A 25239-nucleotide genomic window follows, 5' to 3' on the forward strand; every position below is an offset into this window, starting at 1 on the left:
CGTCCGACTTATGACTGTCGGACTCCGGTGCTGGGGGGGAAATGCCAACTCAGTTTCTGTCGGTTACGCCTGCCCGGAATTCATCCGGAAAACGGCCGGCGCGAAGTTCTCCGCGCGGCCGGAGGAGGTCCTGATGACGACGTGCCGGCTGTGCGGGTCGGCGAGCCTCGTCGGCGTGGTCGACCTCGGCGCGACGCCGCCGTGCGAGCGGTTCCTCGGCGTGGAGCAGCTCGACGAGCCGGAGACGACCTATCCGCTGCACCTGCGGGTGTGCACGGACTGCTGGCTCGCCCAGATCCCCGCGCTCATCACGCCGCAGGACACCTTCACCGAGTACGCCTACTACTCGTCGTACTCCACCTCGTGGGTGGATCACGCGCGGCGGTTCGTGGCGGACGCGGCCGAGCGGCTGCGCCCCCGGTTCGTGGTCGAGGTGGCGAGCAACGACGGCTATTTGCTGCGGCACGTCGTGGAACGCGACATCCGGTGCCTAGGCATCGAACCGTCGGTCAACGTCGGCCAGGCGGCCAGGGACAACGGGGTCCCGACGCTCACGGCGTTCCTCGGGCCGGAGACCGGCGCCGCCGTACGGGCCGAGCACGGGCCCGCCGACCTCGTCGTGGCCAACAACGTCTACGCGCACATCCCCGACGTCATCGGCTTCACCCGGGGGCTGCGCGCGCTCCTGGACGACCGGGGCTGGGTCTCCATCGAGGTGCAGCACCTGCTCACCCTCATGGAGCTCAACCAGTACGACACGATCTACCACGAGCACTTCCAGTACTACACGGTCGCCTCGGCCGAGCGGGCGCTGGCGAGCGGCGGGCTCGCCCTGGTGGACGTCGAGCTGCTGCCGACCCACGGCGGATCGATCCGGCTGTGGGCCCGCCCGGAGGAACTCGGCGCGGAGCCGAGCCCGCGCGTGGCCGAGGTGCTGGCGGCGGAGAAGGCCGCCGGACTGCACGAGCTGTCCGGCTACGCGCAGTTCGCCGAGCGGGTGGCGCGGGTCCGGCGGGAGCTGCTGACCTTCCTCCTCGACGCCGCCGCGCAGGGCAGGACGGTCGTGGGCTACGGCGCCCCGGGCAAGGGCAACACCCTGCTCAACCACTGCGGCATCCGCCCCGACCTGCTGCGTTACACCGTCGACCGCAACCCCTACAAGCACGGACGGTTCACCCCCGGCGCGCGGATCCCCGTCCTCCCGCCGGAACAGATCGCCGCCGACCGCCCCGACTACGTCCTGGTGCTCCCGTGGAACCTGCGGGAGGAGTTGACCGCCCAGCTCTCGTACGTACGCGAGTGGGGAGGCCGGCTGGTCTTCCCGATCCCCAGACTGGAGATCGTGTGAAAGTCGTCCTCTTCTGCGGCGGCCGGGGCACGAGGATGCGCAGCGACCTCCCCGGTGGGGACATTCCCAAGCCGATGCAGCTCGTCGGCCCCCGTCCGCTGCTCTGGCATGTGATGCGGTATTACGCGTATTTCGGACATCGGGATTTCGTCCTCTGTCTCGGATACGGCGCGCAACACATAAAGAATTTCTTCCTGGACTATCAGGAAACGGCGTCCAACGATTTCGTGCTGCGCAACGGCCGGGTGGACCTGCTGTCCACCGACATCTCCGACTGGTCGATCTCTCTTGTGGACACCGGGGTCGATTCGCCCATTGGGGAGCGGCTTCGCCGGGTGCGCCCCTATCTTGAGGGCGATGAGATCTTCCTGGCGAACTACGCGGACGTGCTCACCGACGCGCCGCTGTCCGAGATCGTCGAGCGGTTCCGGGCCGCGGACGCCGGGGCGTCCATGATGGTGGTCCCGCCGTCCAACACCTTCCACTGCGTCGACGTGGGCGAGGACGGCAGGGTCGGCTCGCTCACGCCGGTCAGCGAGATGCCGCTGTGGGTCAACGGCGGCTTCTTCGTGCTCCGCCAGGAGGTCTTCGACCACATCCCCGAGAACGGCGACCTCGTGGCCGACGGCTGCGCCGAGCTCGCCAAACGCGGCCGGCTGCTCGCCTACCCCCACCGCGGCTACTGGCGGCCGAGCGACACCGTCAACCAGCGGCTGGAGCTGGACCAGGCGTGGGCGCGCGGCGACCGGCCGTGGGCGCTGTGGGAGCACGTGTGATCGGGCTGCGGCCCGGCCGCGTGCGCAGGATCGCGGCACTCGCGGCGCACTGCGACGACATCGCGATCGGGGCGGGCGGCACGCTGCTGACCGTCTGCGCCGCGCACCCCGGCGTCCGCGTGGACGCCCTGGTGCTGTCCGGCGGCGGCACCGGGCGGGAGGACGAGGAACGGGCCGCGCTCGCCGCCTTCTGCCCCGGCGCCGACCTGCGGCTGACCGTGCTGAAACTGCCCGACGGGCGGCTGCCCGCCCACTGGGACGAGGCGAAGAACGCCGTCGAGGAGCTGCGCGCGGCGGGCGACCCCGACCTGGTCGTCGCCCCCCACCGGGGCGACCTGCACCAGGATCACCGGGGTCTCGCCGAACTGGTGCCGACCGCGTTCCGCGACCACCTGGTCCTGGGCTACGAGATCGTCAAGTGGGACGGCGACCTCGGCCGGCCGGCGGTCTACCAGCCGCTCACCCCCGGCGTGGCGAAGGAGAAGGTCGCCCTGCTGCAGAGCCACTACCCCTCACAGCGGCACCGCCCCTGGTACGACCCGGAAGCCTTCCTCGGCCTCGCCCGCATCCGCGGCATCGAGTGCCACGCGCGGTACGCCGAGGCCTTCTACGTGGACAAGCTCACCCTCGACCTGGAGAACTGATGCGGCTACTGCTGACCGGACACCAGGGCTATCTCGGCACGGTCATGGCCCCGGTGCTCGCCGAGGCCGGCCACGAGGTGGTCGGCCTCGACTCGGGGCTGTTCGCCGACTGCGTGCTCGGCCCTCCGCCCGCCGACCCCGAGACGTACGCGGTGGACCTGCGGGACGTCCGGCCCGAGCACCTGGCGGGGTTCGACGCCGTCATCCACCTCGCCGCGCTGTCCAACGACCCGCTCGGCTCGCTGGCCCCCGAGCTGACCTACGACATCAACCACTACGCCTCCTCGCGGCTGGCCCGGCTCGCCAGGGACGCCGGCGTGCGCCGGTTCCTGTACGCGTCCACCTGCTCGGTGTACGGCGCCTCGGGCGGCGACGACCTGCTGGACGAGGACGCGCCGCTCCGGCCGGTGACCCCGTACGCGGAGTCGAAGGTCCGGGTGGAGGACGACCTGACCGCTCTGGCGGACGACGACTTCACTCCCGTCTTCATGCGCAACGCGACGGCCTTCGGCTTCTCGCCGAGGTTGCGGGCCGACATCGTGCTCAACAACCTGGTCGGCCACGCGTGCCTGTCGGGGGAGGTGCGCGTGCTGTCGGACGGCACGCCCTGGCGCCCGCTGGTCCACGCGCGCGACATCGCGGAGGCGTTCGCCGCCGCGCTGACCGCGCCCAGGGAGGCGGTGCACGCGAAGGCGTTCAACGTGGGCACCGAGCGCAACAACCTGACCGTGGCGGAGATCGCGGCCGAGGTCGTCGAGGCCGTGCCCGGCGCCACGCTCGTGATCACCGGCGAGGCGGGCGCCGACCCGCGCTCCTACCGGGTGGACTTCTCCCGCATCAGGGCCGCCCTCCCCGGGTACGAGGCCCGCTGGTCGGTCAAGGACGGCGCGGTGGAACTGGTCGACGCCTACCGCGAGTACGGGCTGACCAGGGAGGACTTCGAGCGCCGCTTCACCCGGCTGGCCCGCCTGTCCGACCGGCGGGAGGCCGGCGCCGTCGACTCCACGCTGCGCCCATGAGCGAGATGCACGCGCTGGTCAGGCGGCTCTACCCGCTGTGCCGCAGCATCACCGGATCCGGCCTGCGGCGCACCCTGGAGATCATCGGCGAGTCGATCCCGCTGGAGATCAGCGAGGTGCCCACGGGCACCGAGGTCCTCGACTGGACCATTCCCAAGGAATGGAACATCCGCGACGCCTACATCAAGGACTCCTCCGGGATCCGGATCGTCGACTTCGCGGCGTCCAACCTGCACGTGGTCGGCTACAGCGTGCCGGTGTCGGCGACCATGACCCTGGAGGAGCTCCGCCCCCACCTGCACACGCTTCCCGGCCAGCCCGGCCTGGTGCCGTACCGCACCAGTTACTACGCCGAGACGTGGGGGTTCTGCCTCAGCGAGAACACGCTGGCGGGGATGGGGCCGGGGCCGTACGAGGTGCGGATCGACTCGACGCTCGCCGACGGGCACCTGACGTACGGCGAGCACGTGATCCCGGGCCGCAGCGCGGAGGAGGTCCTGGTCTCGTGCCACGTCTGCCACCCCTCGCTGGCCAACGACAACCTGGCGGGCGTCGCGGTGGCGACCCGGCTGGCGCGGCTGCTGGCGAAGGAGGAGCGGCGCTACACCTACCGCTTCCTGTTCGCGCCCGGCACCATCGGCTCCATCGCCTGGCTGGCGCGCAACCGGGACCGGGCCGGCCGGATCAGGCACGGGATCGTGCTGGCCTGCGCGGGGGACCGGGGACCGATCACCTACAAGCGCAGCCGGCGGGGGGACGCCGAGATCGACCGGGTCTTCGCCCACGTCCTGCGGGACCGCCCGCACACCTTGGTGGACTTCTCCCCCTACGGCTACGACGAGCGGCAGTACTGCTCGCCCGGGTTCGACCTGCCGGTCGGCTGCCTGACCAGGACCCCGTACGCCGGCTATCCGGAGTACCACACCTCGGCGGACGACCCGGACTTCGTCACCGAGGAGGCGATGCGGGACACGCTGGACGCCTGCGTGCGGGCCTTCGGGGTGCTGGAGCGCAACCGCGCCTACGTGAACCTCAGCCCGTACGGCGAGCCCCAGCTGGGCAGGCGCGGCCTGTACGAGTCGCTCGGCGGGCGCAGCGACACGAAACAGGCGCAGATGGCGATGTTGTGGGTGCTGAACCTGTCCGACGGCGCCCACAGCCTGCTCGACATCTCGGAACGTTCTGGTCTGCCGTTCGACGTGGTGGCGGACGCGGCCCAGGCTCTGTCGGTCGCGGGACTCGTGAAGGAGTAGCCGGATGACGCAGTTCGAGACCTCCGCACGACCGAAGGCCCTCGGCCTCACGGTCGGCGAGGTGGTGGAGGTCCGCAGCGTCGAGGAGATCATGACCACACTCGACGAGAAGGGCGAGCTCGACGGCCTGCCCTTCATGCCGGAGATGCTGTCGTTCTGCGGGCGGCGGATGACGGTGCACAAGGTGGCCCACAAGCTCTGCGACACGCTGAGCGGCACGGGCATGCGGCGGATGCGGGACGCCGTGCACCTGACCGGGGCGCGCTGCGACGGCTCGGCCCACGGCGGCTGCCAGACCTCGTGCTCGCTGTACTGGAAGGAGGCCTGGCTCAAACGGGTGGACCCGGGCGCGCCCGTGCCCGAGCCCGCACCCGAGCCCGTACGCGGCCTTCCCCTGCTGGAGATCAACTCCCGCGGGGAGCCGGCGGCGGACGGCGAGGTGCGGTACCGCTGCCAGGCGACCGAGCTGCTGCGCGCCGCTCCCGAGCCCCTGCCCTTCAGGGACCTCGGCCAGTACGTCACGGACGTCCGGGTGGGCAACGCCGGCGTCCTGGCCACCCTCCGCACGGTCTTCTTCGGGCTGTTCAACCGATTACAACGGGCGAGCCGCAGGCTGCCCCCACGGCTGCGGTTCAAGGACGGCATGGCGTGGGGCTTCGTGCCGCCCGGCCCGAACACCACGACCCCGACCGAGCTGAGCGACCTGCAACCGGGCGAGCTCGTGCGGGTCAAGTCGCGGGAGGCGATCGTCGCCACGCTCGACACGAAGCGGCTCAACCGCGGGATGGGGTTCGAGGAGGAGATGGCGCGGTACTGCGGGCGCGTGGCCCGGGTCGCCGCGCGCGTGGAACGGTGCATCGACGAGAAGACCGGGCGCATGCTGCAGATGAAGAATCCCTGCATCATCCTCGACGGCGTCGTCTGCGCGGGTGTGTACAAGGCCAACTGCCCACGGGCGTTCGTGCCGTTCTGGCGGGAGATCTGGCTGGAGCGGGTCACCGAGGAGAACTAGGAGTCGGGGAGTGCCGATGCGAGAGAGCCAGGACGCGGAGTCAGCGGAGTCAGCGGAGCCGGCCGAGCCGCCGGACGGCGAGGCCGGTCACCTCCGGGAGATCGGCCGTAAGGCCGGACGCGGGCTCGGCTGGAGCCTGCTCGGCACCCTGGCGACCCGGGCGGGGTCGTTCCTCATGGGCCTCGTCCTGGCCCGTCTGCTGTCCCCGGAGGACTTCGGCATCTACGCGGTCGCGCTGGCCGCGACCCAGTTCGTCATGGTCGTCAAGGACATCGGCGTCATGGCGGCGGTCGTGCAGTGGCGGGGCAGGCTCGAGGAGGTCGCGCCGACCGCCACCACCCTCTCGATGATCTCCGCCGTCACCCTGTACGGCGCGTTCTACGTGGGCGCGCCGTACTTCTCCAGCCTCGCGGGCAGCGAGGAGGCCACCCCGGTCGTCCGGCTCCTCACCGCGGTCATCCTCATCGAGGCCGTGACCGCGGTGCGCAGCGCGACACTGCTGCGCAGGTTCCACGTGGGCAAGAGCGCCAAGGCGATCCTGGCGGGGTTCCTGGTGAACGCCCCGGTGGCGATCGCGCTCGCCGCCGGCGGCGCCGGGCCGTACAGCTTCGCCTGGGGGCAGGTGGCCGGCGCCGTGGTCACCGGCGTGTTCATGCTCGTCTACGCCCGGCTGCCGTGGCGGATGGGATTCGACCGGAGCGTCGCCAAGAGGCTGCTGTGGTTCGGCATCCCCTCCGCGGCGGGCATCGCCCTGGAAGTCGTGCTGCTCAACGTCGGCTACATCATCGTCGGCGCCATCATGGGGCCCGACTGGCTCGGCTTCTACCTGATGGCCTTCAACGTGTCGAGCTGGGTCCCCGGACTGATCGGAACGGCGATCCGTTCGGTGTCCATCGCCGGCTTCTCGCGGCTGGCCGAGCGTGACGAGGAGTCGCTGTCGCTCGGCGTGCAGAAGTCGGTGCCGATCCTGGTCACCGCGATCCTGCCGCTGGCCGTGGCCATGGCGGTGCTCGCCCACCCGCTCATCCACTTCCTGTACGGCGACAAGTGGGGGCAGGCGGCCGGCGTCCTGCGGTTCCTCGCGGTGCTGATGGTGGTGCGCATGCTCACCTCCTTCGCCCTGGACATCCTCAACGGGCAGGGCGCCACCCGCTCGACCGTCTGGATGAACCTGGGGTACGGCGTGGCCCTGATCCCCGCGGTGATCGTCGGCACGCACCTCGACGGCATCCGGGGCGCGGCCGTCGGCCAGGCGGCGGCCGCGCTGCTGGTGGCCCTTCCGCTCGCGATGCTCGCCGTGCAGCGCACCGGGGTGCGGCTGCGGCCGATCCTGCCCCAGCTGGTACGGCCGTTCGCCGGGGCCGCGGTGTCGTTCGCGGTCACCGTGGGCCTGGCCGCGCTGACCGGGGGCAGCCAGTTCCTCCAGCTCGTCGTCGGAGGCGCCGGAGGACTGCTGGTCTACGTGCTGATCGTGGTGCCGCTGCACCAGATGAGAACGGTGGGCGGCCACGTGATGGAGCGGCTGCCCGCCGGCCACCGGCATCCGGTGCCGGTCGAGGCGACGGCGAAGGAGCGCTGAGTTGGGAGATTCACGGAGACTCGTCTCCATCGGCATACCGGTCCGCAACGGCGCCGACCGGCTGGAGGAGGCCGTGCGGTCCGTCCTCGCCCAGGACCACGAACGGCTCGAGGTCGTCATCTCGGACAACGCGTCCACGGACGGCACCGAGGAGCTGTGCCGGCGGCTCGCCAGGGAGGACTCCCGGGTCGTCTACCACCGCCAGCCCCGCAACATCGGCATTGTCGGCAACTTCACCGAGGTGCAGCGGCTGGCGCGGGGCGAGTTCTTCCGCTGGATGGGCGACGACGACCATCTCGAGCCGCACTGCGTGTCCCGTTCGATCGAGCCGCTCCTGACCGACGAGCGGCTCATCCTGGTGACCTCGGACACGGCGTACACCAGCCCGGACGGCTCGGTCCACCGGCCGGCCTACCAGGGCACGGGGATGCTCTCCGCCGACCCCGTCGACCGGCTGGCGGAGCTGTGGGACGCGGTCACCACCGAGCACATGCGCCTCGACCCGTTGTACGGCATGATGCGGCGCGCGGCGGTGGTGGGCATCCGCAGACCCGTGATGATCCGCGAGGACGAGGTGTACGCCACCGTGCTCGCCCTGACCGGGCCGTGGGGCCACGTCCCCGAGGTGCTGGCCCACCGCAGCCTGCGCTGGAAGCGGCTGCCGCACATCGCCCGGGCCATCGGCGTGCCGGTGTGGACCGCGCACTTCGCCAACACGCTCCAGTTCCGCGCGATGTACCGGGCGCTGCGCGCCACGGACCTCACCCCCGAGCAGCGCCGCCGGGGCCGGGCCGTGCTGGCCCGCATATACGGGCGCCGCCAGCGCCAGGTGCTGGCCCACCGCGGCCGCAGGCTCACCGGTCTCGCCGTCCGCCTCCTGGGAGGCTGACCCGCGGGCACGGCGGCCGCAATCCACCCACGTGACCAGAAGAAAGGCCGACCCCTATGACGTCCTCGCCGCGAAGCGGGTTCGACCGGACCGTGATACGCCTCGTCCGGGTGCTGATGCAGCCCGGACGGTCGGTTCTCGCCGTTATGCGCCGCCTGCCCTTCGGCTCGTACGAGCTGCGCTGCGCTCTCGATCTCTACCCCCGGCCGCACTACGCCTACGGGGTCCAGCAGGCGGCCGCGCTGGCCAGGCGGCTCGGCGTCGACCGCATCAGCGTGGTCGAGTTCGGCGTCGCGGGCGGCGCGGGCCTGGTCGAGATGTCCCGCCAGGCGCGGCTGGCCACCGCCGCCACCGGCGTGCGGATCGACGTGTACGGCTTCGACACGGGAGAGGGCCTGCCGAAGCCGACCGACTACCGCGACCTGCCCTACATCTGGCGCGAGGGCGACTTCAGCATGGACGTCGCGGCCCTGCGCGCGCGCCTGCCCGAGGCGCACCTGGTCCTCGGGAACATCACGGACACCGTGGCGGAATTCCTGGACGACAGGCGGCCCGCGCCGATCGGCTTCGTCTCCGTCGACGTGGACTTCTACTCCTCCACGGCCGCCGCGCTGAGGATCTTCACGGGCGACCACAAGTATTTCCTGCCCCGCGTCTTCTGCTATCTGGACGACACCGTCGGCGACGACGACCAGATCCTGCACAACGACTACGTCGGCGAGCTACGGGCCATCAGTGAGTTCAACGAGGCGAACGAGACCCTGAAGATCGCCCCGATCAACGGCCTGCGCCACAAGCGGGCCGTGCCCGCGCCGTGGAACGACAACATCGTCGCGCTGCACCGCTTCGACCACCCCGACTACGGCCGGTACGTCGGCCGCCCCGACAGCCAGACGGAGCTGCCGCTCTGAATCGGAGAGCTTGGGCGGCGGCTACCGGATTCGTCCGCAGTGTTCCGGCCTTCAGGCCGGGGGTGAAGCGGACTTGCCCGTGTAGCGGGGCAGGGAAAGCTGATTCGCCGTCAGGCGGATCGGCGTCTTAGCAGATCAGACGGGGCGGTTTTGCTGTTCGATGTATTGGCGCAGGACGCTGATCGGTGCGCCGTCCACCGATCCGGCGAAGTAGGAGCCCGACCACAGCTTGTTCGCCCGGTAGTAGTGGCGGGCCAGTTCGGGGAACTCTTGCCGCATCCGGCGGGAGGAGACGCCCTTGAGGCTGTTGACGAGCCGGGACAGGGCGATCTTGGGCGGGAAGTGGACCAGCAGGTGAACGTGGCTGGCCTCGCCGTTGGACTCGGCCAGTTCGGTCTCGAAGTCGGCGCAGACGTCCCGCATGATCTGTTCCATGCGCTCCAGGTGGGCCCCGGTGAATACCCGATGCCGGAACTTGGTGAGGAAAACCAAGTGGGCGTGCAGGACGAAAACACAGTGTCTGCCGGTTCTGATGTCCCCATGGTCGGAGCGGGTCATCACCCAGGCGAAGCAGACCCCGGAACGCTCCTGGCTGGGCGAAGTCTCAGCCGTGGTGTTACAGCAGGCGCTTGCCGATCTGAACACCGCGTACCGGAACTTCTTCGACTCGATGAGTGGGAAGCGGCATGGGGCGAAGGTCGCCCCGCCCCGGTTCCGGTCCCGCAAGGACAACCGGCAGGCGATCCGCTTCACCCGCAACGCCCGGTTCCAGGTCACGGCGGGCGGGAAGCTGCGCCTGCCGAAGATCGGCGATGTGCCGGTTCGCTGGTCGCGGGACCTGCCCGCCGGACCGTCCTCGGTGACGGTGGTCAAGGACGCGGCCGGCCGATACTTGGCATCCTTTGTGATCGAGGTCGCCGAGCAGCCCCTGCCATCGGTCGAGCCCGAGGCCGGGATCGATCTTGGGCTGTCGGCCTTCGCGGTCGTGTCCAACGGCCGGAAGATCACCGCACCGCGTTTCCTGCGCCGGGCGGAGAGGAAACTCAAGCGGCTCCAGCGGGCGCTGTCCCGCAAAGTTAAGGGGTCGAACAACCGGGCCAAGGCCCGGCTGGCGGTTGCCCGCCAGCACGCGAAGGTCGCCGACGCGCGCCGCGAGTTCCACCACCAGCTCTCCACCCGGATAGTCCGCGATAACCAAGCGATCTACGTGGAGGACCTGGCGGTCAAGGGGCTGGCGCGCACCAGGTTGGCCAAGAGCGTGCACGACGCGGGCTGGTCGGCGTTCGTCGGGATGCTGGAGTACAAAGCTCGCCTGTACGGGCGCACATTCCACCGGATCGACCGGTGGTTCCCCTCCTCCAAGCTCTGCTCGGAATGCGGGGTAGTGGCCGAGTCGATGCGGCTGAACGTCCGGGAGTGGACTTGCCCATGTGGGGCGGTCCACGACCGGGACGTCAACGCCGCGAAGAACATCCTCGCCGCCGGACGGGCGGAGAGGTTAAACGCCTGTGGAGCGCAGGTAAGACCAGGCCCTGGCCTGGCACAGCGCGAGGAAGCAGGAAGCCTCAGAGGTGCCGCGTGACCGCGCGGCACGGGCTGAATCCCCGGCCTTCAGGCCGGGGAGCGCGTCAACGCCGGAGGACCGCCGCCCGCAGCGCGCCCCAGCCGCGGTGGCGCTGGAACGGCAGCTCGAAGACCGACGCGAACAGCCACGCCGCGAGCAGCGTGAGCGGCACGGTCAGCACGAGGGTGGCCAGGAACATCGTCACGCCCGGGGCGAGACGGGGGGCGAGGACCATGCGGTTCACCACCACCACGATCGGCGCGTGGATGAGGTAGAGGCTGTAGGAGAACGAGCCGAGCCGGCGCAGCGCCCGCGTGTCGAGCAGGCGCACGAGGGGCCGGGGCTTACCGGCCGCCACTGAGGCGAGCAGCAGCCCGACCGCCGGGCCGACGGCCAGGTCGACCCAGAAGTAGTGGTCGACCGTCCACTCGGGACCACGCACGACGATCAGCAGGACGACGGGTGCGGCGGCGGCCAGGGCCAGCCAGGGGAGGCGCGACGGCCACGGCGACGCCTGCCCGTGCGCGTTCCCGGGCGCCGTCATGCCCGGCGTCATACCCGCGGTCATGCGCGCCGCCACCCCCGCGGCGACCGCGCCGATCGCGAAGAGCACCGCGAACTGCGGGGTCAGCCGCATGAACAGGTCCACCGCGGGGACGCTCGGCGCGAGCAGCCCCATGAGGGCCACGACGACGGTCAGGACGGCGAGCAGGACGGCCGCGCCGGCCCGCCGCAGCACGAGGAGCATCAGCGGGAACACGACGTAGAGCTGCGCCTCCACCGCGATGGACCAGAAGGCGCCGTTGGGGCTCGGCGAGCCGAACAGGTCCTGGACCAGCAGGCCGTAGACGACGACGGACTTCACGGTCGGGCTGCCTTGCCCGGGCTGCGGGATCAGCGTCCACGCGACCACGAGGCTGAACAGCAGGGCCGCCCAGTAGGGCGGGAGGATGCGCCAGGCCCGCCGGTAGGCGAACCGGCGCAGGCCGTTCAGCCGCCAGCCCGACCTCGCCGGCGAGACCGCGAGCGAGAACCCCGACAGGACGATGAACATCACCACCGCGAGGTGCCCGTAGACGAGCCAACCGGCCCACGCGGGGCCCGTGTCGGCGGGGAAGCCCGGGAAGGACAGCAGCCAGCAGTGGTGCAGGACCACGAACAGGGCCGCGATCCCGCGGATCCCGTCGAGGCCCGGCAGACGCGCGGGCGCGCGTGTCGCCCGGGTGGACGGGGCCGTCGCCTGGTCCGCAGTGGACTCCATCCGCCGCACTCCCGTCGTCGCCCGGACCGGTCGCCGCAACGTATATCGGCGGAAGTTCGCCGAACGTAACCACCCGGCGCGGGACACCGGAACGTTGTAACGTGACAGCCGCGCGTGACGATGTATCCAAGCAGGGTCCGGACGCCTGCTGGCAGGCCGACGGCACTGGACAGGCCGGGGGGATACGTGGAGTTCTGGACGACGATCGCCGGTCTCCTGCGGAAATGGTCGATCGGACTCCCCCTGCTGGCGATCTCGATCCTGGCCGGCACGGTCACCTTCATCGTCGCCCCGACCCGTTACGAGGCGGACACCTCGCTGGTGCTGGCCACGCCTGTCAACGGCGGCGTCTACTCCAGGGACCCGAACCGCCCGCTGCCCCGGGGCAACCCGCTCCTGCAGTTCAACGACGCGCTGAAGACGGCCGCGAGCATCGTCATCCAGTCCATGAACACGCAGGACGTGTGGACGCAGCTCGGCGCGCCCAAGGACGGGCCCACGACGATCACGATCGACGACGGGCGCAGCAACCCAAGGGTTCTGGACATCAGCGGGCCCTACATCTACATCCGCGTCGTGGCGCCGTCCCCGGCGGTCGCCTCCAGCGTTCTGACGAAGGCGCAGCGGCGCGTCCGCGACGAGCTGACGGGGTGGCAGCAGACGCTCGGCGCCCCGCCCTCGACCTATCTCACGGTCGCCAACATCGTGCCGCCCTCCAAGCCGGAGGCCATGCTGTCCACGCGGTGGCAGGTAGCGGCAGGCGCCGGCCTCCTGGTCGCCTGCGCGGGGCTCGGCCTGGTCTACGCCCTGACGCGCAGAGGCGAACGCCCGCTGCGCCGCAAGGCGCCGCCGCCCCCGCGCGGCTCCGCGCCGCCGGCCGCCGCCGCGCTCCCGGCGATTCCCGTCGCTTCCGTCGCTCCCGTCGTCTCCGCGTACGAGGACGACGACGTGGACGTGGTCCTGTGGGACACCCAGGAGATCGTCGTCGTGACGGAGCCGGTGAAGGGGCAGGACGCGGCCGAGGCGCTGCGCGCCGACGACGACCGTCGCTTCGCGAGTGTGATCAGAGACGCGCGCACGGACGACGACAAGGACTGACGCATGGACTTCTGGGCGACGGTCCTCGTCCTGTTCCGGCGGTGGTACGTCACCTTCCCCGTCTTCGTGCTCGTGCTCGCGGGGGCGGCCGGCGTCTACGTCATGTTCCCGAAGACCTTCGTATGCTCCTCGAGCCTCGTGCTGACCGTCCCCCGCGACGGGGGCAGCCTGCCCGCGGACCCCAAGTTCCCCAACCCGGTGACGAACCCGCTGGTCAACGTCGACAGCGGGCTGGGCCTTTCCGCCTCGATCCTCATCCAGGGCCTCACCACGGGCGAGGTCGCGCAGCAGGTGGGGGTGACGCCCGGCGGACGGACCACGTTCAAGGTCAGCAACGGCACGACGAACCCGGAGCTGATGATCACGCTGCCGTTCGTCGTCATCTCCGCGGAGGCCCCGACGGCGCAGGAGGCCCATGACGTGGTGGCGCGGCTCGGCCGGATCGCCAAGGAGAAGCTGGTCGAGCAGCAGCGGGCGCTCGGCGCGCCACGGGCCACCTACCTCAGGGCGTTCGAGGTCGTGCCGCCGACCACCCCCGAGGAGAAGACGGGGAGCAGGCTGCGGGCGGCGTGCGTCGCGCTGGCGATGGGCCTGTTCCTGAGCATGGCCGCCGCCTTCGCCGTCGAGAGCTGGGCGCGGTCCCGTCGCGCCCGCCGCTCCGGTGCCGCGAAGCCGCAGGCGTCCCTCAACGGATCCGCCTATCCGGCCGGCGCGCGGACGAAGTCGGCGCCGCTGCTCCGGCACTGACAGCCGTGACCATCGGGAGTCCCGTGAGGATCGACAGCCCGCTGCACAGCCCGCTGCACAGCCCACTGCCCGGGCCGCTGCCCGGGCCGCGCCGGCGCGCCGACGGCGCGACGCTCGTCTGCCTGTTCGTGCTCGCCCTGCTGCTCATCCCGGCCCGGCTGGTCCTGCGCGGGCTGCCGATGTCGCTGACGCTCGCGGACGTCCTCGCCCTCCTGCTCCTCCTCGTGTGGCTCCTGGCGCAGTTCACCACCACCCTCGGAGCCGCCAAGGGCGCCAACCCCGTCCGTACCGCGATCTTCGCGTACGGGATGGCGTTCCTGACCTGCTACGGCTTCGCCAGCCTCGGATACCTGCCCTCGGACGAGCTCAACCTGGCGGACCACTCCCTGGTGCTGTTCGCCGGGTACGTCGGGCTCGTGCTCGTGATGTGTGACGGCGTCAGGGGACGGGACCGGCTCGACTTCGTGCTCAAGACGGTCGTGGTGGCCGGGGCGATCGTGTCGGTCGTCGCCACGTGCCAGTACCTGCTGGAGTTCGACCCCACGACCTACATGTCCCTTCCCGGGTTCCGGCACACCTCCGTCGAGGGCACCGAGACCGTGATGTCGCGGGCGGACCTGCGCCGGGTGGCCGCGACGCTGGGCCACCCGATCGAGTTCGGCGTCTTCTGCTCGATGGTCCTGCCGTTCGCGGCGCACTTCGCCCTGCAGGCGCGGGACCGGGGCGAGCCGTGGCGGCGCTGGTGGCTGTGCGCGGCCCTCATCGCGGCCGGGCTGATGTTCTCGGTCTCCAGGTCGGCCGTGCTCGGGATGGTCGTGGTCGGCGCGGTGCTGTTCACCGGCTGGCCGCTCAGGCGCTGCCTGGTGAGCCTGGGGGCGCTCGCCGTGTTCCTCGGCCTGATGAAGGTGGCGGCCCCCGGACTGCTCGGCACCTTCTACAACCTGTTCGCGAACGCCGGCTCCGACGACAGCATCCTCTACCGCACGCACGACTACCCGTTCGCGCTGACCGAGGTCACCAAGCATCCGCTGTTCGGCCGGGGCATCGGGACCTGGTATCCCTACAAGCACCAGGTGTTCGACAACCAGTACCTGCTCTCGCTGGTGGAGACCGGCGTGGTCGGCGTGGTGGCCTTCGTCGGCGTCATCGTCTGCGGGGTGGTCGTCGCGCTGCGCGCGCGGCGGCTCAGCGGCGATCCCAACGTCCGCAACCTGGCCCTGACCATCGCCGCCTGCCTGCTGGTTCCGCTCGTCGGCGCGGCCACCTTCGACCTGCTGTCCTATCCCGGCGTCACCAGCCTGATGTTCCTGCTGATCGGGGCCGCCGGCGCGCTGCTGCGCGCGCTGAAGGCCGAGAACGCCGCCGCGGCCCCCGCCCCGCCGACGGCGGCGGTGGCGGCGGGTGCCGGGCTACGCCCCGAGGCGGTCGCGCAGCTCGGCCCAGGACCCGGCTGACAGGTCCCGGCCGCTGATCGCGCCGACCGGCAGCGGCCACGGAAGCGCGAGATCCGGGTCGTCGTACCTCACGGCGAGATCCTCCGACGGGTCGTGCTCCCGGTCGATGCGGTAGCACACGTCGGCCTCGGTCAGCGCCTGGTAGCCGTGCAGGAGGCCCGGGGGCACGTACAGATGCGCGAACGTCTCGTCGTCGAGCAGCACCGACAGGTGGCGGCCGAAGGTCGGCGAACCGGGCCTGGCGTCCACCAGTACGTCCAGGACGGCGCCGCGGGCGCATCGGACGAGCTTGGCCTCGCCACGCCCCGAACGGCCGTGCATGCCGCGGACGGTGCCCTTGCGGGAGCGTGACTGGCTGTCCTGGATGAAGACGGCGGGGTCGAGCCCGTGCTCGGCGGCGACGGCGGCGTCGAAGGTCCGGGTGAAGAAGCCGCGCTCGTCGTGGTGGGGCGTGGGGACGAACAGCAGCACGCCCTCCAGGGCGAGTCGCGTCACTTTCACATGTCTGTAGTCGCGACGGACGGGCCGGCCGTTACGCCGCTTCCGCCGAACCGCCCTGCCCGCTCACTGCGGCAGCACCCGCATGCGCCTGGAGGGCCGCAGCAGGGCCACCAGCGAGGCCCGCGCCGTACGCCGGCCGGTGAGCGCGCGCAGCGCCTCGCCGAGAACCACGGCCAGATAGAAGGCGAGGGAGGAGACGGGCCCGCGCCGCCGCCGGAACAGCCGCACCCGGTTCGTCGTGAGCAGCGCGGCCAGCACGGGGTTGACGTTCGCCTCGCCGCCGATGTGCTCGACCACGGCCTCGGGTTCGTACCAGAGCGTCCAGCCCCGGTCGGCCGCCCGCAGTGCGAACTCGGTCTCCTCGCTGTAGAGCAGGAAGGACTCGTCCCACGGCCCGAGGTCGCGTACGGCCGCCACGGAGACGAGCAGGGCGGCACCGGTGGCCCACGCGGCGGTGCCGGGCGTCCGGTACCGGCGGGGATCGGTGATCACCTCGCCGAGCCGCCCGACGCGGTCCGCGAGCCGTCCGCCGATCACCGCCTCGGCCAGCGCGCCGCGCACCGTGGGGGCGCGGCGCAGGGAGGGATGCGTGTGGCCGTCCGGGCTGACCAGCCGGGGTACGGCGATGCCGCGGCCGGGGGCGCGCAGCGCGGCCGCGAGACGGGTGAGCGCCCCTTCCCGGGTGCGGCAGTCGGGGTTGAGGATGGCGACCGCGTCGACGCGGTCGAGGTGTCCCTCGCGGTCGAGGGCGGCGATGCCCGCGTTGATGGCCGCCGCGTAGCCGGCGTTGCGGCCCACCGGCACCACCGTCGCCCCGGCCCGCTCGGCGAGCGGCACGGACTCGTCCCGTGACGCGTTGTCGGCGACGACCACCTGCACGAGGTCGGCGCCTCGCGCGCCCGCGGCGAGCGACTGCAGGCAGTCCGCCAGCACGCGCGCGCTGTTGTAGGTCACGACGACGACCGCGATCCGCGGGGTCTCGGACATGCGGTCCTCCGGGGGTCGGGAACTGCCCGCCAGGCGCATGCTAGAGGCGGTGCACCCGGGAGGCAACGCATTCCGCGGTCTCGCCCTGGTGTCGCCGGTCGAACGCGGCCACGCGGGCGTCCCCGCTCAGCGGACTCGGTCGTAGACCATGGCGATCTCGCCCAGCTCGCCGGTCCGCTGATGCGTGAGCGTCCACTTCGTCGCCGGCAGGCCGTCGTCGAACAGCCGCCACCCGCCCCCGGCGATCTCAGGGAGGATCATGAGGTACAGCCGGTCGAGCAGGTCCGCCGACAGGAGCGGCTTGATGACACTGGCACTGCTGTTGACGAGGATGTCGCCCTCGCCGGTGGCTTTGAGGCCGGTGACGACCTCGGCGGCGGGGGCGTTCACCACGCGGGTGCGTTCCCACGGCGCTTCGGTCAAGGTGGTCGAGAGGACCACCTTCTCCGTGTCGACCAGCCACTTGGCGTATCCGCGATCACGCGGGTCGGCGTTCTCGTCCTCGGCGACCGGCGGCCAGTAGCCCATGAATCCCTCGGCGTTGATCCGGCCGAGCAGCGCCGTCGTCGCGTCCTCCCAGATGCGGTTCATGTGGTCTCGTGCGACCTCGGTGGTCACGTAGGGAACGAACGCGGCGAAATCGCCGGGCCCGCCGGGACCGTGGTAACGCCCGTCGAGGGTGAGGCTCAGGTTCGCGGTCACCCTGCGGCCGGTCGAGTGGGTCATTTCGTGCTCCTCGTATCCGTGTGGTGCTCGGTGTCGTGGGGGCCGGCGGCGAGAATCGCCGCGAGTCTGTCGATGCTCTGGCCGAAGCCGATCTCGATACCCGCGATGAAGTCCGCGGATTCGACGGTGCTGTCGCTGACGCGGAAGAGGACGTCGAGGTCGGTGCCGGTGCCGGTGCCGGTGCCGGTGGGCCGGAGGCCGAGGTCGACGTGGGCGGTGAAGGCGAGGCTGCCGTCGGGAAGCAGCGGGGAGAGCCGGTACGCGAGGTGTTCATGGAGGCGCACCTCCTCGACGGTTCCCTCCGCGTGCCCGGCGACCAGGTCGGAGCCGTCGGCGTCGTCGGCGTCACGATACTGCTGGACGATCCGCCCACCCGGCCGTGCCTCGAATACGAGCTCGGAGACGCGCAGGTCGTCGGGCGTCCACCAGCGGGCGAGCAGGGAGGTGTCGGTCAGGTGGCGCCAGACCAGCTCCGGATGCCCCATCAGAGAGCGGTGGAACCTGAACGTGCGGCCGTCGGCCCATCCCGGCTCCTCCGCGGCGAGTCGCTCCGCGTGGAGGCTGAGCCCGTAGCGGTCGTAGGTCTCGCGCGCGCCGCCGGCCTGGTCCGCGGTGTCGGCGAGCCGGCCGAGCGCGGCCGCCAGCTCCCGCAGGGGTTCGGGCCGCAGCGCGTAGACGCGGCGCTGGCCGGCGCGCTGTGAGGTGACGATGCCGGCGCGTTCGAGGGTCTGCAGGTGCTTGGTGGTCTGCGGCTGGCGCGCCCCGGAGAGCTGGGCGAGGACGCCGACCGGCCGGGGCCGCTCGGCCAACAGGCTCACAAGCCGCCAGCGGGCCGGGTCGGCCAGTGCGGTGAGGAGTGCCTCCATGGAGGCGAGTATTCCTCGTGGAGAATATTCGTGTCAAGGAATATATGGAGGAGTGCCTGGCCGTACGCGGCGCTGTAACACGGGCGGATTCGCCGCACGATATTCATGTCGGAGCCTCGCCGTTCCGAGCCGCAGGGAAAGCGTCCGGCGGATCGTGCGGTGGCGAGCGCGGGCGCGACGGATCGAGACAGACACCTTTCAGCCGGCGGCGAGGGAGAGATCGATGCAGGAGACCCAGGCGTTCACCTTCCGTCGGGAGGACCTGTTCCCGCTGGCCGACAGCCGGCGCGAGGACTTCCTCGGCGCCTCGCCGTTCCGGCACGTGGTGATCGACGATTTCCTGCCGCCCGGCGTGCTGGAGCCGATCCTCGAGGAGTTCCCGGAGCCGCGGGACGCGAGCTGGCAGCAGTTCGACAGCTCGCGCGAGATCAAGCTCGCGCTGGCGGACACCGAGCGGATGGGCCCCGCCACCCGCCACCTGCTCGCCGAGTTCAACGGCCAGGTGTTCGTCGAGTTCCTCGAACGGCTGACGGGGATCACGCAGCTCGTGTCCGATCCGCACCTGGAGGGCGGCGGCCTGCACCAGATCAAGCCCGGCGGGTTCCTGAAGGTGCACGCCGACTTCAACCGGCACCGCAGGCTCAACCTCGACCGCCGGCTCAACGGGCTGCTCTACCTGAACAAGGACTGGAAAGAGGACTACGGCGGTCACCTGCAGCTCTGGGACAAGGACATGGCCCACTGCGAGCACAAGATCCTGCCGGTCTTCAACCGCTTCGTCGTCTTCGCCACGACCGACGACGCGAACCACGGGCACCCCGATCCGCTGACGTGCCCGGACGACCGGGCCCGCCGTTCGATGGCGCTGTACTACTACTCGAACGGCCGCCCGGAGGAGGAGGCGGGCGCGGACCACACGACCGTCTTCAAGCAGCGGCCCGGTGAGCAGTGGAAGAGCAGCTTCCGTCAGACGGTGAAGCGCTGGACGCCCCCGGCGCTGGTGGACCTGCTCAGCCGCGACGGCAAGGCGTAGCCGGACGGGGCGCGGGAGGCTCGCCGCCGGTATTCCCCGCGTGGGACGGACCCGCCCGGTACGGTGATGGCGGCCGGAGATCCGCCCGGATGCACGGCGCCGACATGCCCGCACGACGGGCGCAGGGGGGAGAGCGCGGTGAGCCGCATCACGTCACGCCGGTGCGTCCGCATCGCCCGCGGAATCGGCCCGGCGTGCGCCGGGCGGTGACGAGGCGTACGGCGGTCCTGCTCGCGGGAGCCGTACTGGTGACCTCGCAGACCGCGTGCCAGGCGACCACGGACGGCGGCCCGAAGCGTCCGACCCCCTCGGCGACGCCGTCGGCGCGAACCACGCCGAGCCCCGCGCCCTCACCGTCGCGGCCGGCGGCCTGGCCGGGACCGGACAACACCGGAGTGCCGAAGGGGACGAAGCTGCGCCCGTCCGGGTCGATCATCGTGACCAGGGACGGCACGGTCATCGACGGCCTGGAGGTACACGGCGCGATCACGGTCGAGGCCGACGACGTGACCATCCGCAACACCAGGGTCCGCGGTACGCCGGGCTGGTGGGGGATCCTCCAGCGGCAGGGGCACTCGGGGCTGACGGTCGAGGACGTCGAGATCTTCGGCAACGGCAGGGAACGCACGCAGTTCGGCGTTCTGAACCAGGGCGTAATGATCACCGTGCGGCGGGCGAATATCCACACGATTTCCAACGGCATCAGCACCGAGCAGGGCCTGATCGAGGACAACTACGTCCATGATCCGAAGCTCTACAAAGACGATCACGTCGATATGATCATGTCGTCCGGACCGCCCGCCCGGGGAACCGAATTGATCATTCGCCACAATACGGCGGTCAATACGCTCGACCAGACCAGCGCCATCGCGTTGTTCCAGGATTTCGGCGTGATCCGCGACGTGACGGTGGAGGGCAACCTGCTGGCGGGCGGCGGCTGGGCGTTGTACGCCGGGGCGGGCGTCAAGGGCACCTCGTCGCACGTCAAGGTCATCGGCAACGTCTTCAGCCGCAGGGTGTGGCCCAAGGGCGGATTCGCGGGTCCGGTGGCGTACTGGGACGCCCATGGCCGTGGGAACGTCTGGCGGGACAACGTCTGGGAGGGCGGCGGGAAGGTAACGCCCGAATAACACCCTTTGGCGCCTGAATGCGATTTATATGCGGATTGGGACGCATGTAGATTGCGCTGAAAAATGGTTCCTTTTGCGAAAACAGCCCACATTGTGTGTCAGGTGTGGCTACCCTCCCGAAGGAGCCTCCCCCTATAGAGGCGGACAGTCGGCATAACCGTGGACCGGAAGGAGTCGACTGTGCGGGTATATAAGGACACCCGGAAAAGCGGGCTGCTGGTCGTGGCGGGTCTGTCCGCCCTCGTCGTCCTCGCCGGCGGCGGATGCGGCGTCAGTGGTCAGGACGCGTCCGACGGAACGGTCACGCTGACGGGCGCCGGCACGCGAGACGGCACGCGAGACGGCGCGGAGCAGGACGCGCGGGCGAAACCGCAGGCGGCCGGCGCCGAGGCGGTCAGGGCCTCGACATCCTCCCGCCGCGGCCGCGCAGGGGCGACGCCGGCTCCCACGGGGCGGCGGAACCCGTATCCGGCGGTCACCTGGTGGACCACCCTGCCACCGCGGAGGGGACACCGGCCCACAGCGCGACCCCAGCGACCCACTGTGCGGCCCACTCCGAGGGTGTCCTGGACGGCGAGACCGTCGGCCTCTCCGCGTCCGGGCATCTCGGCCGGCCCCCCGCCGGAGGCGTCGCCGACCACCCGCCCGACGACTCGCCCGACCTTCTGGCCGACCCACCGGCCGACAGTCCGTCCCACGCGCAGCCCTTCTTCCAGCGCCGTCCCCACGCGCAGCCCTTCTTCCAGCGCCGCCCCCACGCGCAGCCCTTCTTCCAGCGCCGCCCCCACGCGCAGCCCCTCTCCCAGCGTCGTTCCTTCGCGTAGCGCGACCCCTTCGCGTAGCGCGCGTCCCTCACCCGACCTGACGCCCTCACCCAGCGCGACACACAGCCCGGTGCACAGTCCGGCGTACAGCCCGTCGCGCACCCCCTCCCCGGACCGGCCCTCGCCGACGCCGTCGAGGTCCGCGTCCGCCCGCCCTTCCCCGGCACCTTCGAACGAGCCGACGCCGCCGCGTACGGGAGCCTGGCCGGGCCCGGGCAACACGGGAGTCCCCGCGGGTGTCACGCTCAAGAGGTCCGACTCGCTCGTCATCACCAAGGACGGCACGGTCATCGACGGCCTGGACGTCTACGGCGACATCACGGTGGACGCGGACAACGTGACCATCCGCAACACGCGGGTCCGCGGGCAGCGGGACTACTGGGGGATCCTCCAGCGTGAGGGCCACTCGGGGCTGACGGTCGAGGACGTCGAGGTCTTCGGCAACGGCAAGGTGCGCACCCAGTTCGGCATCCTCAACCAGGGGAGGATGATCACGATCCGGCGCGTGGACATCCACACGATCTCGAACGGCATCTGCACCGAGCAGGGCGTTGTGGAGGACTCCTACCTCCACGACCCCAAGTACTACTCGGGCGACCACACGGACATGATCATGAGCACCAGCGCGCCGGCCAAGGGCACGCAGCTGATCATCCGGCGCAACACGGTCATCAACACGCTCGACCAGACCGGCGCCATCGCGTTGTTCCAGGACTTCGGCGTGATCCGCGACGTGACGGTGGAGGGCAACCTGCTGGCGGGCGGCGGCTGGGCGTTGTACGCCGGGGCGGGCACCAAGGGCACCTCGTCGAACGTCAAGGTCATCGGCAACGTCTTCAGCCGTCAGGTGTGGCCCAAGGGCGGGCACGCCGGCCCGGTGGCCTACTGGGACCACGAGGGCTCCGGCAACGTCTGGCAGGGCAACACCTGGGAGGACGGCGGGGCCGTGAACCCCGACAAGTCGTGACGACGACGAGCGGCCGGGCCCTCGGCGGGGCCCGGCCGCTCGTCCGGCGTCAGGCGCGCCTGTAGGCGATCACCGACTTCACCAGGCCGGCCAGCCGTTCGAACCGGATCCGCGAGCCGGGGAAGTAGTGTCGCATCTCCGTCACGCTGAGCAGTTCGACGTCCATCACGATGCGCCGTGCGGCCTCCCGATCGGAGGTCGGCGTGTGGATGAGCGGCCAGCGGCGGAGGATCTCCGTCCGGGCCGTCAGCGGGAGGAACTGGAAGCCCGGGAACAGGAAATGCGGCTCGACCGGGAAGTAGCGGTAGGGCGTCTGCACCCAGTGACGGTCGGCCAGTGCGTTCACGGTGTCGGCGAAGATCTGCCGGCGCTGGTGACCACCCACGTGCTCGATCACCGCGTTGGAGAAGACCAAATCGTAGGTGCCGCTCCGGATCGCGGCCGGCAGGTCGCAGGCGTCCGCGACGTCGGCGCGCAGCCAGGACGGCAGGTCAGGCGGCGGCTGCTCCAGGTTGACGATGTGCACGTGGGCCGGTCTGACCGGGGCGCGCAGCCAGGCCCCGGCCGTCCCCCCGAGGTCGATCACGTTCATCCGGTCGAGGTCCGGGAAGCACTCGGCGAACCAGCTCCACCGCCGCGCCCGGGCCTTCGCGCCCAGCGAGTCGGGCGCGTCGACGAAGCGGCTGCGCAGGGCGTTCAGACGGCTCATGGGCGGGGCCTCTCTGATGCGGGGGCTCCTGGGGGCGTGCGGAGACCTTCCGATGTCGAAACGATCATCAGCCCTTGCCCTCGTAGGCGAGCGCGACATCCTCCGGCAGCCGCTCCAGATCGGAGACGCGCAGGAAGTCGCGGAGTGTGGTGCCGGTGCACGCGCAGTCGACGTTGGGCGCCTCACGCCGCGCGATGACGTCGTCCACGTTGACCGTACGGAAATCGATGCTGAAGCGGGTCTTGCCCGACGTGTTCGGCACCGACGAGTGCAACTGGTTGCCGGAGAAGATCATGACGCCGCCCGGCTCGGGCACGAGCGTCACCCGGGGTTCCAGCTCGATCGGCTCCTCGGGCTTGGGCTGCTCCCGGGTGTCGGTGCCGATGTGCTGCGCCGCGTTGAACCGGCTGGTCCGGTTCCACTCGTAATAGTCGTAGCGGGCGGACCCGTTCTTGACCGGGGTGCTCCAGTAACGCGGATGGAACGTCATCACGTTCTCGGGGACGACCTCGTAGATCGGGATCCACCAGTTGACCTGGCTCAGAGGCGCCGAATACCAGGTGTCCCGGTGGGGGTGGAACGCGTAGGCGATCCCTGTGGTGAGGTAGTCGTCGGAGGTGGACGACCGCATCCTCGGCACGTCGAAATACGTCCGGTCGGCGTCGCAGCCGAAGGAGAGCAGCAGCGCCCGCAGCAGTTCCTTCGCGCGCGGGTGGTGGATGAACTTCGGCTTGAGCTCGGCGAGGATCGCGGCGAACTTCTCCACGGGCAGTTCGTACTGGGCCGTTTCCGGGTCCAACCCGCCGAACGCGTCACCGATCAACTCCCGCGCGAACTCGATCAGCGCCTGGGACTCGGGGCGGGCCGGATACAGGAAGACCTGCCCCTCGTAGAGGCGTGTGCGGCGCTCTTCGTCCGTCAGAAGGGGACCTGAGAAGATAACGGTCACGGTACGGCTATCGCCTTTCTGGAGTCTTCTGTTACCTGCGCTCGGCATACCAGGCGAGCGTCCGTCGCAGCCCTTCTTCCAGGCCGACGGCCGCCTTCCAGCCGAGGATTTCGGCCGCCGGCCCGACGTCGGCGGTCTGGGCCACGTCCAGGGGGCGGTCGGCGACCGCGCCGAACCGCGGCCGCAGTGGGGTGCCGGAGACACGGAAGAGCAACTCCACGGTCTCCCTGACGGAGGTGAGAACCCCCGTGCCGACGTCCAGCACCTGCCCGGCGGCCCGGTCGGTCTCACCGGCCAGGACGAACGCGTCGACCACGTCGTCCACGTACACCCAGTCGGCCCGCTTGCTCCCGCTGGTGAGACGTGGCTCCTCGCCGCGCAGAAGAGACAGTGCGAGGTACGGCACCAGCTTCCGGGCGTCCCGCTGGCCGGGACCGTAGACCATGGTCGGTCGCAGCACGGTGACCGGGACGCCCCACAACCGGTGGAACAGCTGTGCGTAGCCGGTGGCCGCCCATTTGGCCATCGCGTACGGCGACGGGGGCGGCGACTGCTCGTTCGCGGGCCGGGGTTCCTCACTGGAGCCACAGAGGATCACCCGGACCCCGGGGAGGGCCGCGGCGTGATGCAGCAGGTTCACCGTGGCGAGGAGATTGCTCTCCAGCGTGGGCAGCACGAGGTCGGCGTCCCTCGCTCCGTCGACCTCACCGGCCAGATGGAAGACGACGTCCGGGCTGATCTTCTGGAGCAGTGCCCCGGTCGTCTCCCGGTCGCGGAGGTCGGCCGCGTGCCAGATCGCTTGTTCACCCAGGCCTGGGTCCTGCCGGTGCACGGGACCTCGGCTGAGGGTGTGCACCTCGGCGCCCATGCCGGCGAGCCGGAGAGCGAGACGGCTGCCGATGAATCCCGACGCTCCCGTGACCAGGACCTTCCTGCCCACCCATGGTGGTTCTTCCGGCCGTGCGGGTGACGGCGGTCCGGAGGAAGGGGCC

27 protein-coding genes are annotated in these 25239 nt (G+C 70.8%); 16 read left to right on the forward strand and 11 right to left on the reverse strand.

The window, feature by feature from the left end; all coding sequences use genetic code 11:
• Positions 1 to 133: 133 nt before the first annotated feature.
• From HHX30_RS08650 to HHX30_RS08690, 9 genes are all read left to right on the forward strand, one after another.
• Complete coding sequence (locus HHX30_RS08650; protein ID WP_169981215.1) at positions 134 to 1348, forward strand: class I SAM-dependent methyltransferase; 1215 nt, start codon at positions 134 to 136, stop codon at positions 1346 to 1348.
• Positions 1345 to 2124: a glucose-1-phosphate cytidylyltransferase gene (locus tag HHX30_RS08655; protein WP_169981217.1), complete on the forward strand. Its 780-nt coding sequence runs from the start codon at positions 1345 to 1347 to the stop codon at positions 2122 to 2124. The genes HHX30_RS08650 and HHX30_RS08655 overlap by 4 nt, the downstream gene beginning before the upstream one ends.
• A complete protein-coding gene (locus HHX30_RS08660; protein ID WP_169981219.1) occupies positions 2121 to 2768 on the forward strand; it encodes a PIG-L deacetylase family protein in 648 nt (215 codons plus the stop codon). The genes HHX30_RS08655 and HHX30_RS08660 overlap by 4 nt, the downstream gene beginning before the upstream one ends.
• Positions 2768 to 3787 carry an NAD(P)-dependent oxidoreductase gene (locus HHX30_RS08665; RefSeq protein ID WP_169981221.1) on the forward strand — a complete coding sequence of 340 codons (1020 nt, stop codon included), beginning with the start codon at positions 2768 to 2770 and terminating at the stop codon, positions 3785 to 3787. The genes HHX30_RS08660 and HHX30_RS08665 overlap by 1 nt, the downstream gene beginning before the upstream one ends.
• Positions 3784 to 5040, forward strand: coding sequence for a DUF4910 domain-containing protein (locus tag HHX30_RS08670; protein ID WP_211591757.1), 1257 nt, complete (start codon positions 3784 to 3786; stop codon positions 5038 to 5040). Before HHX30_RS08665 ends, HHX30_RS08670 begins: the two co-directional genes overlap by 4 nt.
• A gap of 4 nt (positions 5041 to 5044) precedes the next feature.
• On the forward strand, positions 5045 to 6052 hold the full coding sequence (locus HHX30_RS08675) for a hypothetical protein (RefSeq protein WP_169981223.1): 1008 nt from the start codon (positions 5045 to 5047) through the stop codon (positions 6050 to 6052).
• A gap of 16 nt (positions 6053 to 6068) precedes the next feature.
• Complete coding sequence (locus HHX30_RS08680; protein ID WP_169981225.1) at positions 6069 to 7631, forward strand: oligosaccharide flippase family protein; 1563 nt, start codon at positions 6069 to 6071, stop codon at positions 7629 to 7631.
• A 1-nt stretch (position 7632) separates the two neighbouring features.
• Positions 7633 to 8520, forward strand: a complete 888-nt coding sequence (locus HHX30_RS08685) for a glycosyltransferase family 2 protein (RefSeq protein ID WP_169981227.1) — start codon at positions 7633 to 7635, stop codon at positions 8518 to 8520.
• A gap of 92 nt (positions 8521 to 8612) precedes the next feature.
• Complete coding sequence (locus HHX30_RS08690; RefSeq protein ID WP_182907172.1) at positions 8613 to 9431, forward strand: hypothetical protein; 819 nt, start codon at positions 8613 to 8615, stop codon at positions 9429 to 9431.
• Between the two features lie 135 nt (positions 9432 to 9566).
• On the opposite strand, the gene tnpA is transcribed toward HHX30_RS08690, so the two are convergent.
• Positions 9567 to 9989 carry an IS200/IS605 family transposase gene (tnpA, locus tag HHX30_RS08695; RefSeq protein ID WP_169981231.1) on the reverse strand — a complete coding sequence of 141 codons (423 nt, stop codon included), beginning with the start codon at positions 9987 to 9989 and terminating at the stop codon, positions 9567 to 9569.
• On the opposite strand from tnpA, the gene HHX30_RS08700 reads away from it, so the two are divergent.
• Positions 9964 to 11013 (forward strand): transposase, encoded by a 1050-nt coding sequence (locus tag HHX30_RS08700; RefSeq protein ID WP_249349815.1) that lies wholly within the window; start codon positions 9964 to 9966, stop codon positions 11011 to 11013. The genes tnpA and HHX30_RS08700 overlap by 26 nt on opposite strands.
• A gap of 46 nt (positions 11014 to 11059) precedes the next feature.
• Here HHX30_RS08700 and HHX30_RS08705 read toward each other — a convergent pair whose 3' ends face one another.
• Entirely contained in the window at positions 11060 to 12256 is a 1197-nt protein-coding gene (locus HHX30_RS08705; protein ID WP_169981233.1) for an acyltransferase, read from the reverse strand.
• Positions 12257 to 12442: 186 nt separating this feature from the next.
• On the opposite strand from HHX30_RS08705, the gene HHX30_RS08710 reads away from it, so the two are divergent.
• The 3 genes from HHX30_RS08710 to HHX30_RS08720 are packed head-to-tail and all read left to right on the forward strand — an operon-like array spanning position 12443 to position 15555.
• Positions 12443 to 13354, forward strand: a complete 912-nt coding sequence (locus HHX30_RS08710; protein WP_169981234.1) for a hypothetical protein — start codon at positions 12443 to 12445, stop codon at positions 13352 to 13354.
• A 3-nt stretch (positions 13355 to 13357) separates the two neighbouring features.
• On the forward strand, positions 13358 to 14101 hold the full coding sequence (locus HHX30_RS08715; protein WP_169981236.1) for a hypothetical protein: 744 nt from the start codon (positions 13358 to 13360) through the stop codon (positions 14099 to 14101).
• Between the two features lie 23 nt (positions 14102 to 14124).
• Positions 14125 to 15555 (forward strand): O-antigen ligase family protein, encoded by a 1431-nt coding sequence (locus HHX30_RS08720; protein WP_311922214.1) that lies wholly within the window; start codon positions 14125 to 14127, stop codon positions 15553 to 15555.
• Here the strand turns inward: HHX30_RS08720 and HHX30_RS08725 are convergent.
• The 4 genes from HHX30_RS08725 to HHX30_RS08740 all read right to left on the reverse strand — a co-directional run bounded on the left by HHX30_RS08725 (position 15511) and on the right by HHX30_RS08740 (position 18635).
• A complete protein-coding gene (locus tag HHX30_RS08725; protein ID WP_310742076.1) occupies positions 15511 to 16050 on the reverse strand; it encodes a dTDP-4-dehydrorhamnose 3,5-epimerase family protein in 540 nt (179 codons plus the stop codon). The genes HHX30_RS08720 and HHX30_RS08725 overlap by 45 nt on opposite strands.
• 69 nt (positions 16051 to 16119) lie before the next feature.
• On the reverse strand, positions 16120 to 17043 hold the full coding sequence (locus HHX30_RS08730; protein WP_169981238.1) for a glycosyltransferase family 2 protein: 924 nt from the start codon (positions 17041 to 17043) through the stop codon (positions 16120 to 16122).
• Positions 17044 to 17169: 126 nt separating this feature from the next.
• On the reverse strand, positions 17170 to 17769 hold the full coding sequence (locus HHX30_RS08735; RefSeq protein WP_169981239.1) for a dihydrofolate reductase family protein: 600 nt from the start codon (positions 17767 to 17769) through the stop codon (positions 17170 to 17172).
• Positions 17766 to 18635, reverse strand: coding sequence for a metalloregulator ArsR/SmtB family transcription factor (locus tag HHX30_RS08740; protein WP_169981240.1), 870 nt, complete (start codon positions 18633 to 18635; stop codon positions 17766 to 17768). The genes HHX30_RS08735 and HHX30_RS08740 overlap by 4 nt, the downstream gene beginning before the upstream one ends.
• 223 nt (positions 18636 to 18858) lie before the next feature.
• Here HHX30_RS08740 and HHX30_RS08745 point away from each other — a divergent pair, with 223 nt between their 5' ends.
• Positions 18859 to 19668: a 2OG-Fe(II) oxygenase gene (locus HHX30_RS08745; RefSeq protein WP_169981241.1), complete on the forward strand. Its 810-nt coding sequence runs from the start codon at positions 18859 to 18861 to the stop codon at positions 19666 to 19668.
• Positions 19669 to 19816: 148 nt separating this feature from the next.
• Here the strand turns inward: HHX30_RS08745 and HHX30_RS08750 are convergent, their stop codons facing one another.
• Positions 19817 to 20128 carry a hypothetical protein gene (locus HHX30_RS08750; protein WP_211591758.1) on the reverse strand — a complete coding sequence of 104 codons (312 nt, stop codon included), beginning with the start codon at positions 20126 to 20128 and terminating at the stop codon, positions 19817 to 19819.
• A gap of 46 nt (positions 20129 to 20174) precedes the next feature.
• Here HHX30_RS08750 and HHX30_RS08755 point away from each other — a divergent pair, with 46 nt between their 5' ends.
• Positions 20175 to 20798, forward strand: coding sequence for a right-handed parallel beta-helix repeat-containing protein (locus tag HHX30_RS08755; RefSeq protein ID WP_169981243.1), 624 nt, complete (start codon positions 20175 to 20177; stop codon positions 20796 to 20798).
• 278 nt (positions 20799 to 21076) lie between these two features.
• On the opposite strand, the gene HHX30_RS08760 is transcribed toward HHX30_RS08755, so the two are convergent.
• A complete protein-coding gene (locus HHX30_RS08760) occupies positions 21077 to 21724 on the reverse strand; it encodes a hypothetical protein (protein WP_169981245.1) in 648 nt (215 codons plus the stop codon).
• Between HHX30_RS08760 and HHX30_RS08765 the strand changes: the two genes are divergently transcribed.
• Positions 21693 to 22589 carry a hypothetical protein gene (locus HHX30_RS08765; protein WP_169981247.1) on the forward strand — a complete coding sequence of 299 codons (897 nt, stop codon included), beginning with the start codon at positions 21693 to 21695 and terminating at the stop codon, positions 22587 to 22589. The two genes, HHX30_RS08760 and HHX30_RS08765, sit on opposite strands and share 32 nt — an antisense overlap.
• A 49-nt stretch (positions 22590 to 22638) precedes the next feature.
• Here HHX30_RS08765 and HHX30_RS08770 read toward each other — a convergent pair whose 3' ends face one another.
• The 3 genes from HHX30_RS08770 to HHX30_RS08780 form a co-directional block, all read right to left on the reverse strand.
• A complete protein-coding gene (locus HHX30_RS08770) occupies positions 22639 to 23298 on the reverse strand; it encodes a class I SAM-dependent methyltransferase (RefSeq protein WP_169981249.1) in 660 nt (219 codons plus the stop codon).
• Positions 23299 to 23365: 67 nt separating this feature from the next.
• A complete protein-coding gene (locus HHX30_RS08775; RefSeq protein WP_310742078.1) occupies positions 23366 to 24247 on the reverse strand; it encodes a phytanoyl-CoA dioxygenase family protein in 882 nt (293 codons plus the stop codon).
• A gap of 31 nt (positions 24248 to 24278) precedes the next feature.
• The gene (locus HHX30_RS08780; protein WP_169981253.1) at positions 24279 to 25187 is read right to left on the reverse strand and encodes an NAD(P)-dependent oxidoreductase; all 909 of its coding nucleotides are present in this window, start codon (positions 25185 to 25187) and stop codon (positions 24279 to 24281) included.
• Positions 25188 to 25239: the final 52 nt, after the last annotated feature.

The organism is Microbispora sp. H10836, from assembly GCF_012999525.1.
In the GTDB taxonomy this organism is placed as follows: Bacteria; Actinomycetota; Actinomycetes; order Streptosporangiales; family Streptosporangiaceae; genus Microbispora.

Excerpts from the sequence above, each read along its gene's own strand:
- HHX30_RS08680 (WP_169981225.1), top strand. The coding sequence starts at position 6,069 with ATGCGAGAGAGCCAGGACGCGGAGTCAGCGGAGTCAGCGGAGCCGGCC.
- HHX30_RS08670 (WP_211591757.1), top strand. The coding sequence starts at position 3,784 with ATGAGCGAGATGCACGCGCTGGTCAGGCGGCTCTACCCGCTGTGCCGC.
- HHX30_RS08745 (WP_169981241.1), top strand. The coding sequence starts at position 18,859 with ATGCAGGAGACCCAGGCGTTCACCTTCCGTCGGGAGGACCTGTTCCCG.
- HHX30_RS08675 (WP_169981223.1), top strand. The coding sequence starts at position 5,045 with ATGACGCAGTTCGAGACCTCCGCACGACCGAAGGCCCTCGGCCTCACG.
- HHX30_RS08715 (WP_169981236.1), top strand. The coding sequence starts at position 13,358 with ATGGACTTCTGGGCGACGGTCCTCGTCCTGTTCCGGCGGTGGTACGTC.
- HHX30_RS08700 (WP_249349815.1), top strand. The coding sequence starts at position 9,964 with ATGTCCCCATGGTCGGAGCGGGTCATCACCCAGGCGAAGCAGACCCCG.
- tnpA (WP_169981231.1), bottom strand. The coding sequence starts at position 9,989 with ATGACCCGCTCCGACCATGGGGACATCAGAACCGGCAGACACTGTGTT.
- HHX30_RS08665 (WP_169981221.1), top strand. The coding sequence starts at position 2,768 with ATGCGGCTACTGCTGACCGGACACCAGGGCTATCTCGGCACGGTCATG.
- HHX30_RS08705 (WP_169981233.1), bottom strand. The coding sequence starts at position 12,256 with ATGGAGTCCACTGCGGACCAGGCGACGGCCCCGTCCACCCGGGCGACA.
- HHX30_RS08650 (WP_169981215.1), top strand. The coding sequence starts at position 134 with ATGACGACGTGCCGGCTGTGCGGGTCGGCGAGCCTCGTCGGCGTGGTC.
- HHX30_RS08730 (WP_169981238.1), bottom strand. The coding sequence starts at position 17,043 with ATGTCCGAGACCCCGCGGATCGCGGTCGTCGTCGTGACCTACAACAGC.
- HHX30_RS08735 (WP_169981239.1), bottom strand. The coding sequence starts at position 17,769 with ATGACCCACTCGACCGGCCGCAGGGTGACCGCGAACCTGAGCCTCACC.
- HHX30_RS08740 (WP_169981240.1), bottom strand. The coding sequence starts at position 18,635 with ATGGAGGCACTCCTCACCGCACTGGCCGACCCGGCCCGCTGGCGGCTT.
- HHX30_RS08770 (WP_169981249.1), bottom strand. The coding sequence starts at position 23,298 with ATGAGCCGTCTGAACGCCCTGCGCAGCCGCTTCGTCGACGCGCCCGAC.
- HHX30_RS08750 (WP_211591758.1), bottom strand. The coding sequence starts at position 20,128 with ATGACCGTGCCGTCCCTGGTCACGATGATCGACCCGGACGGGCGCAGC.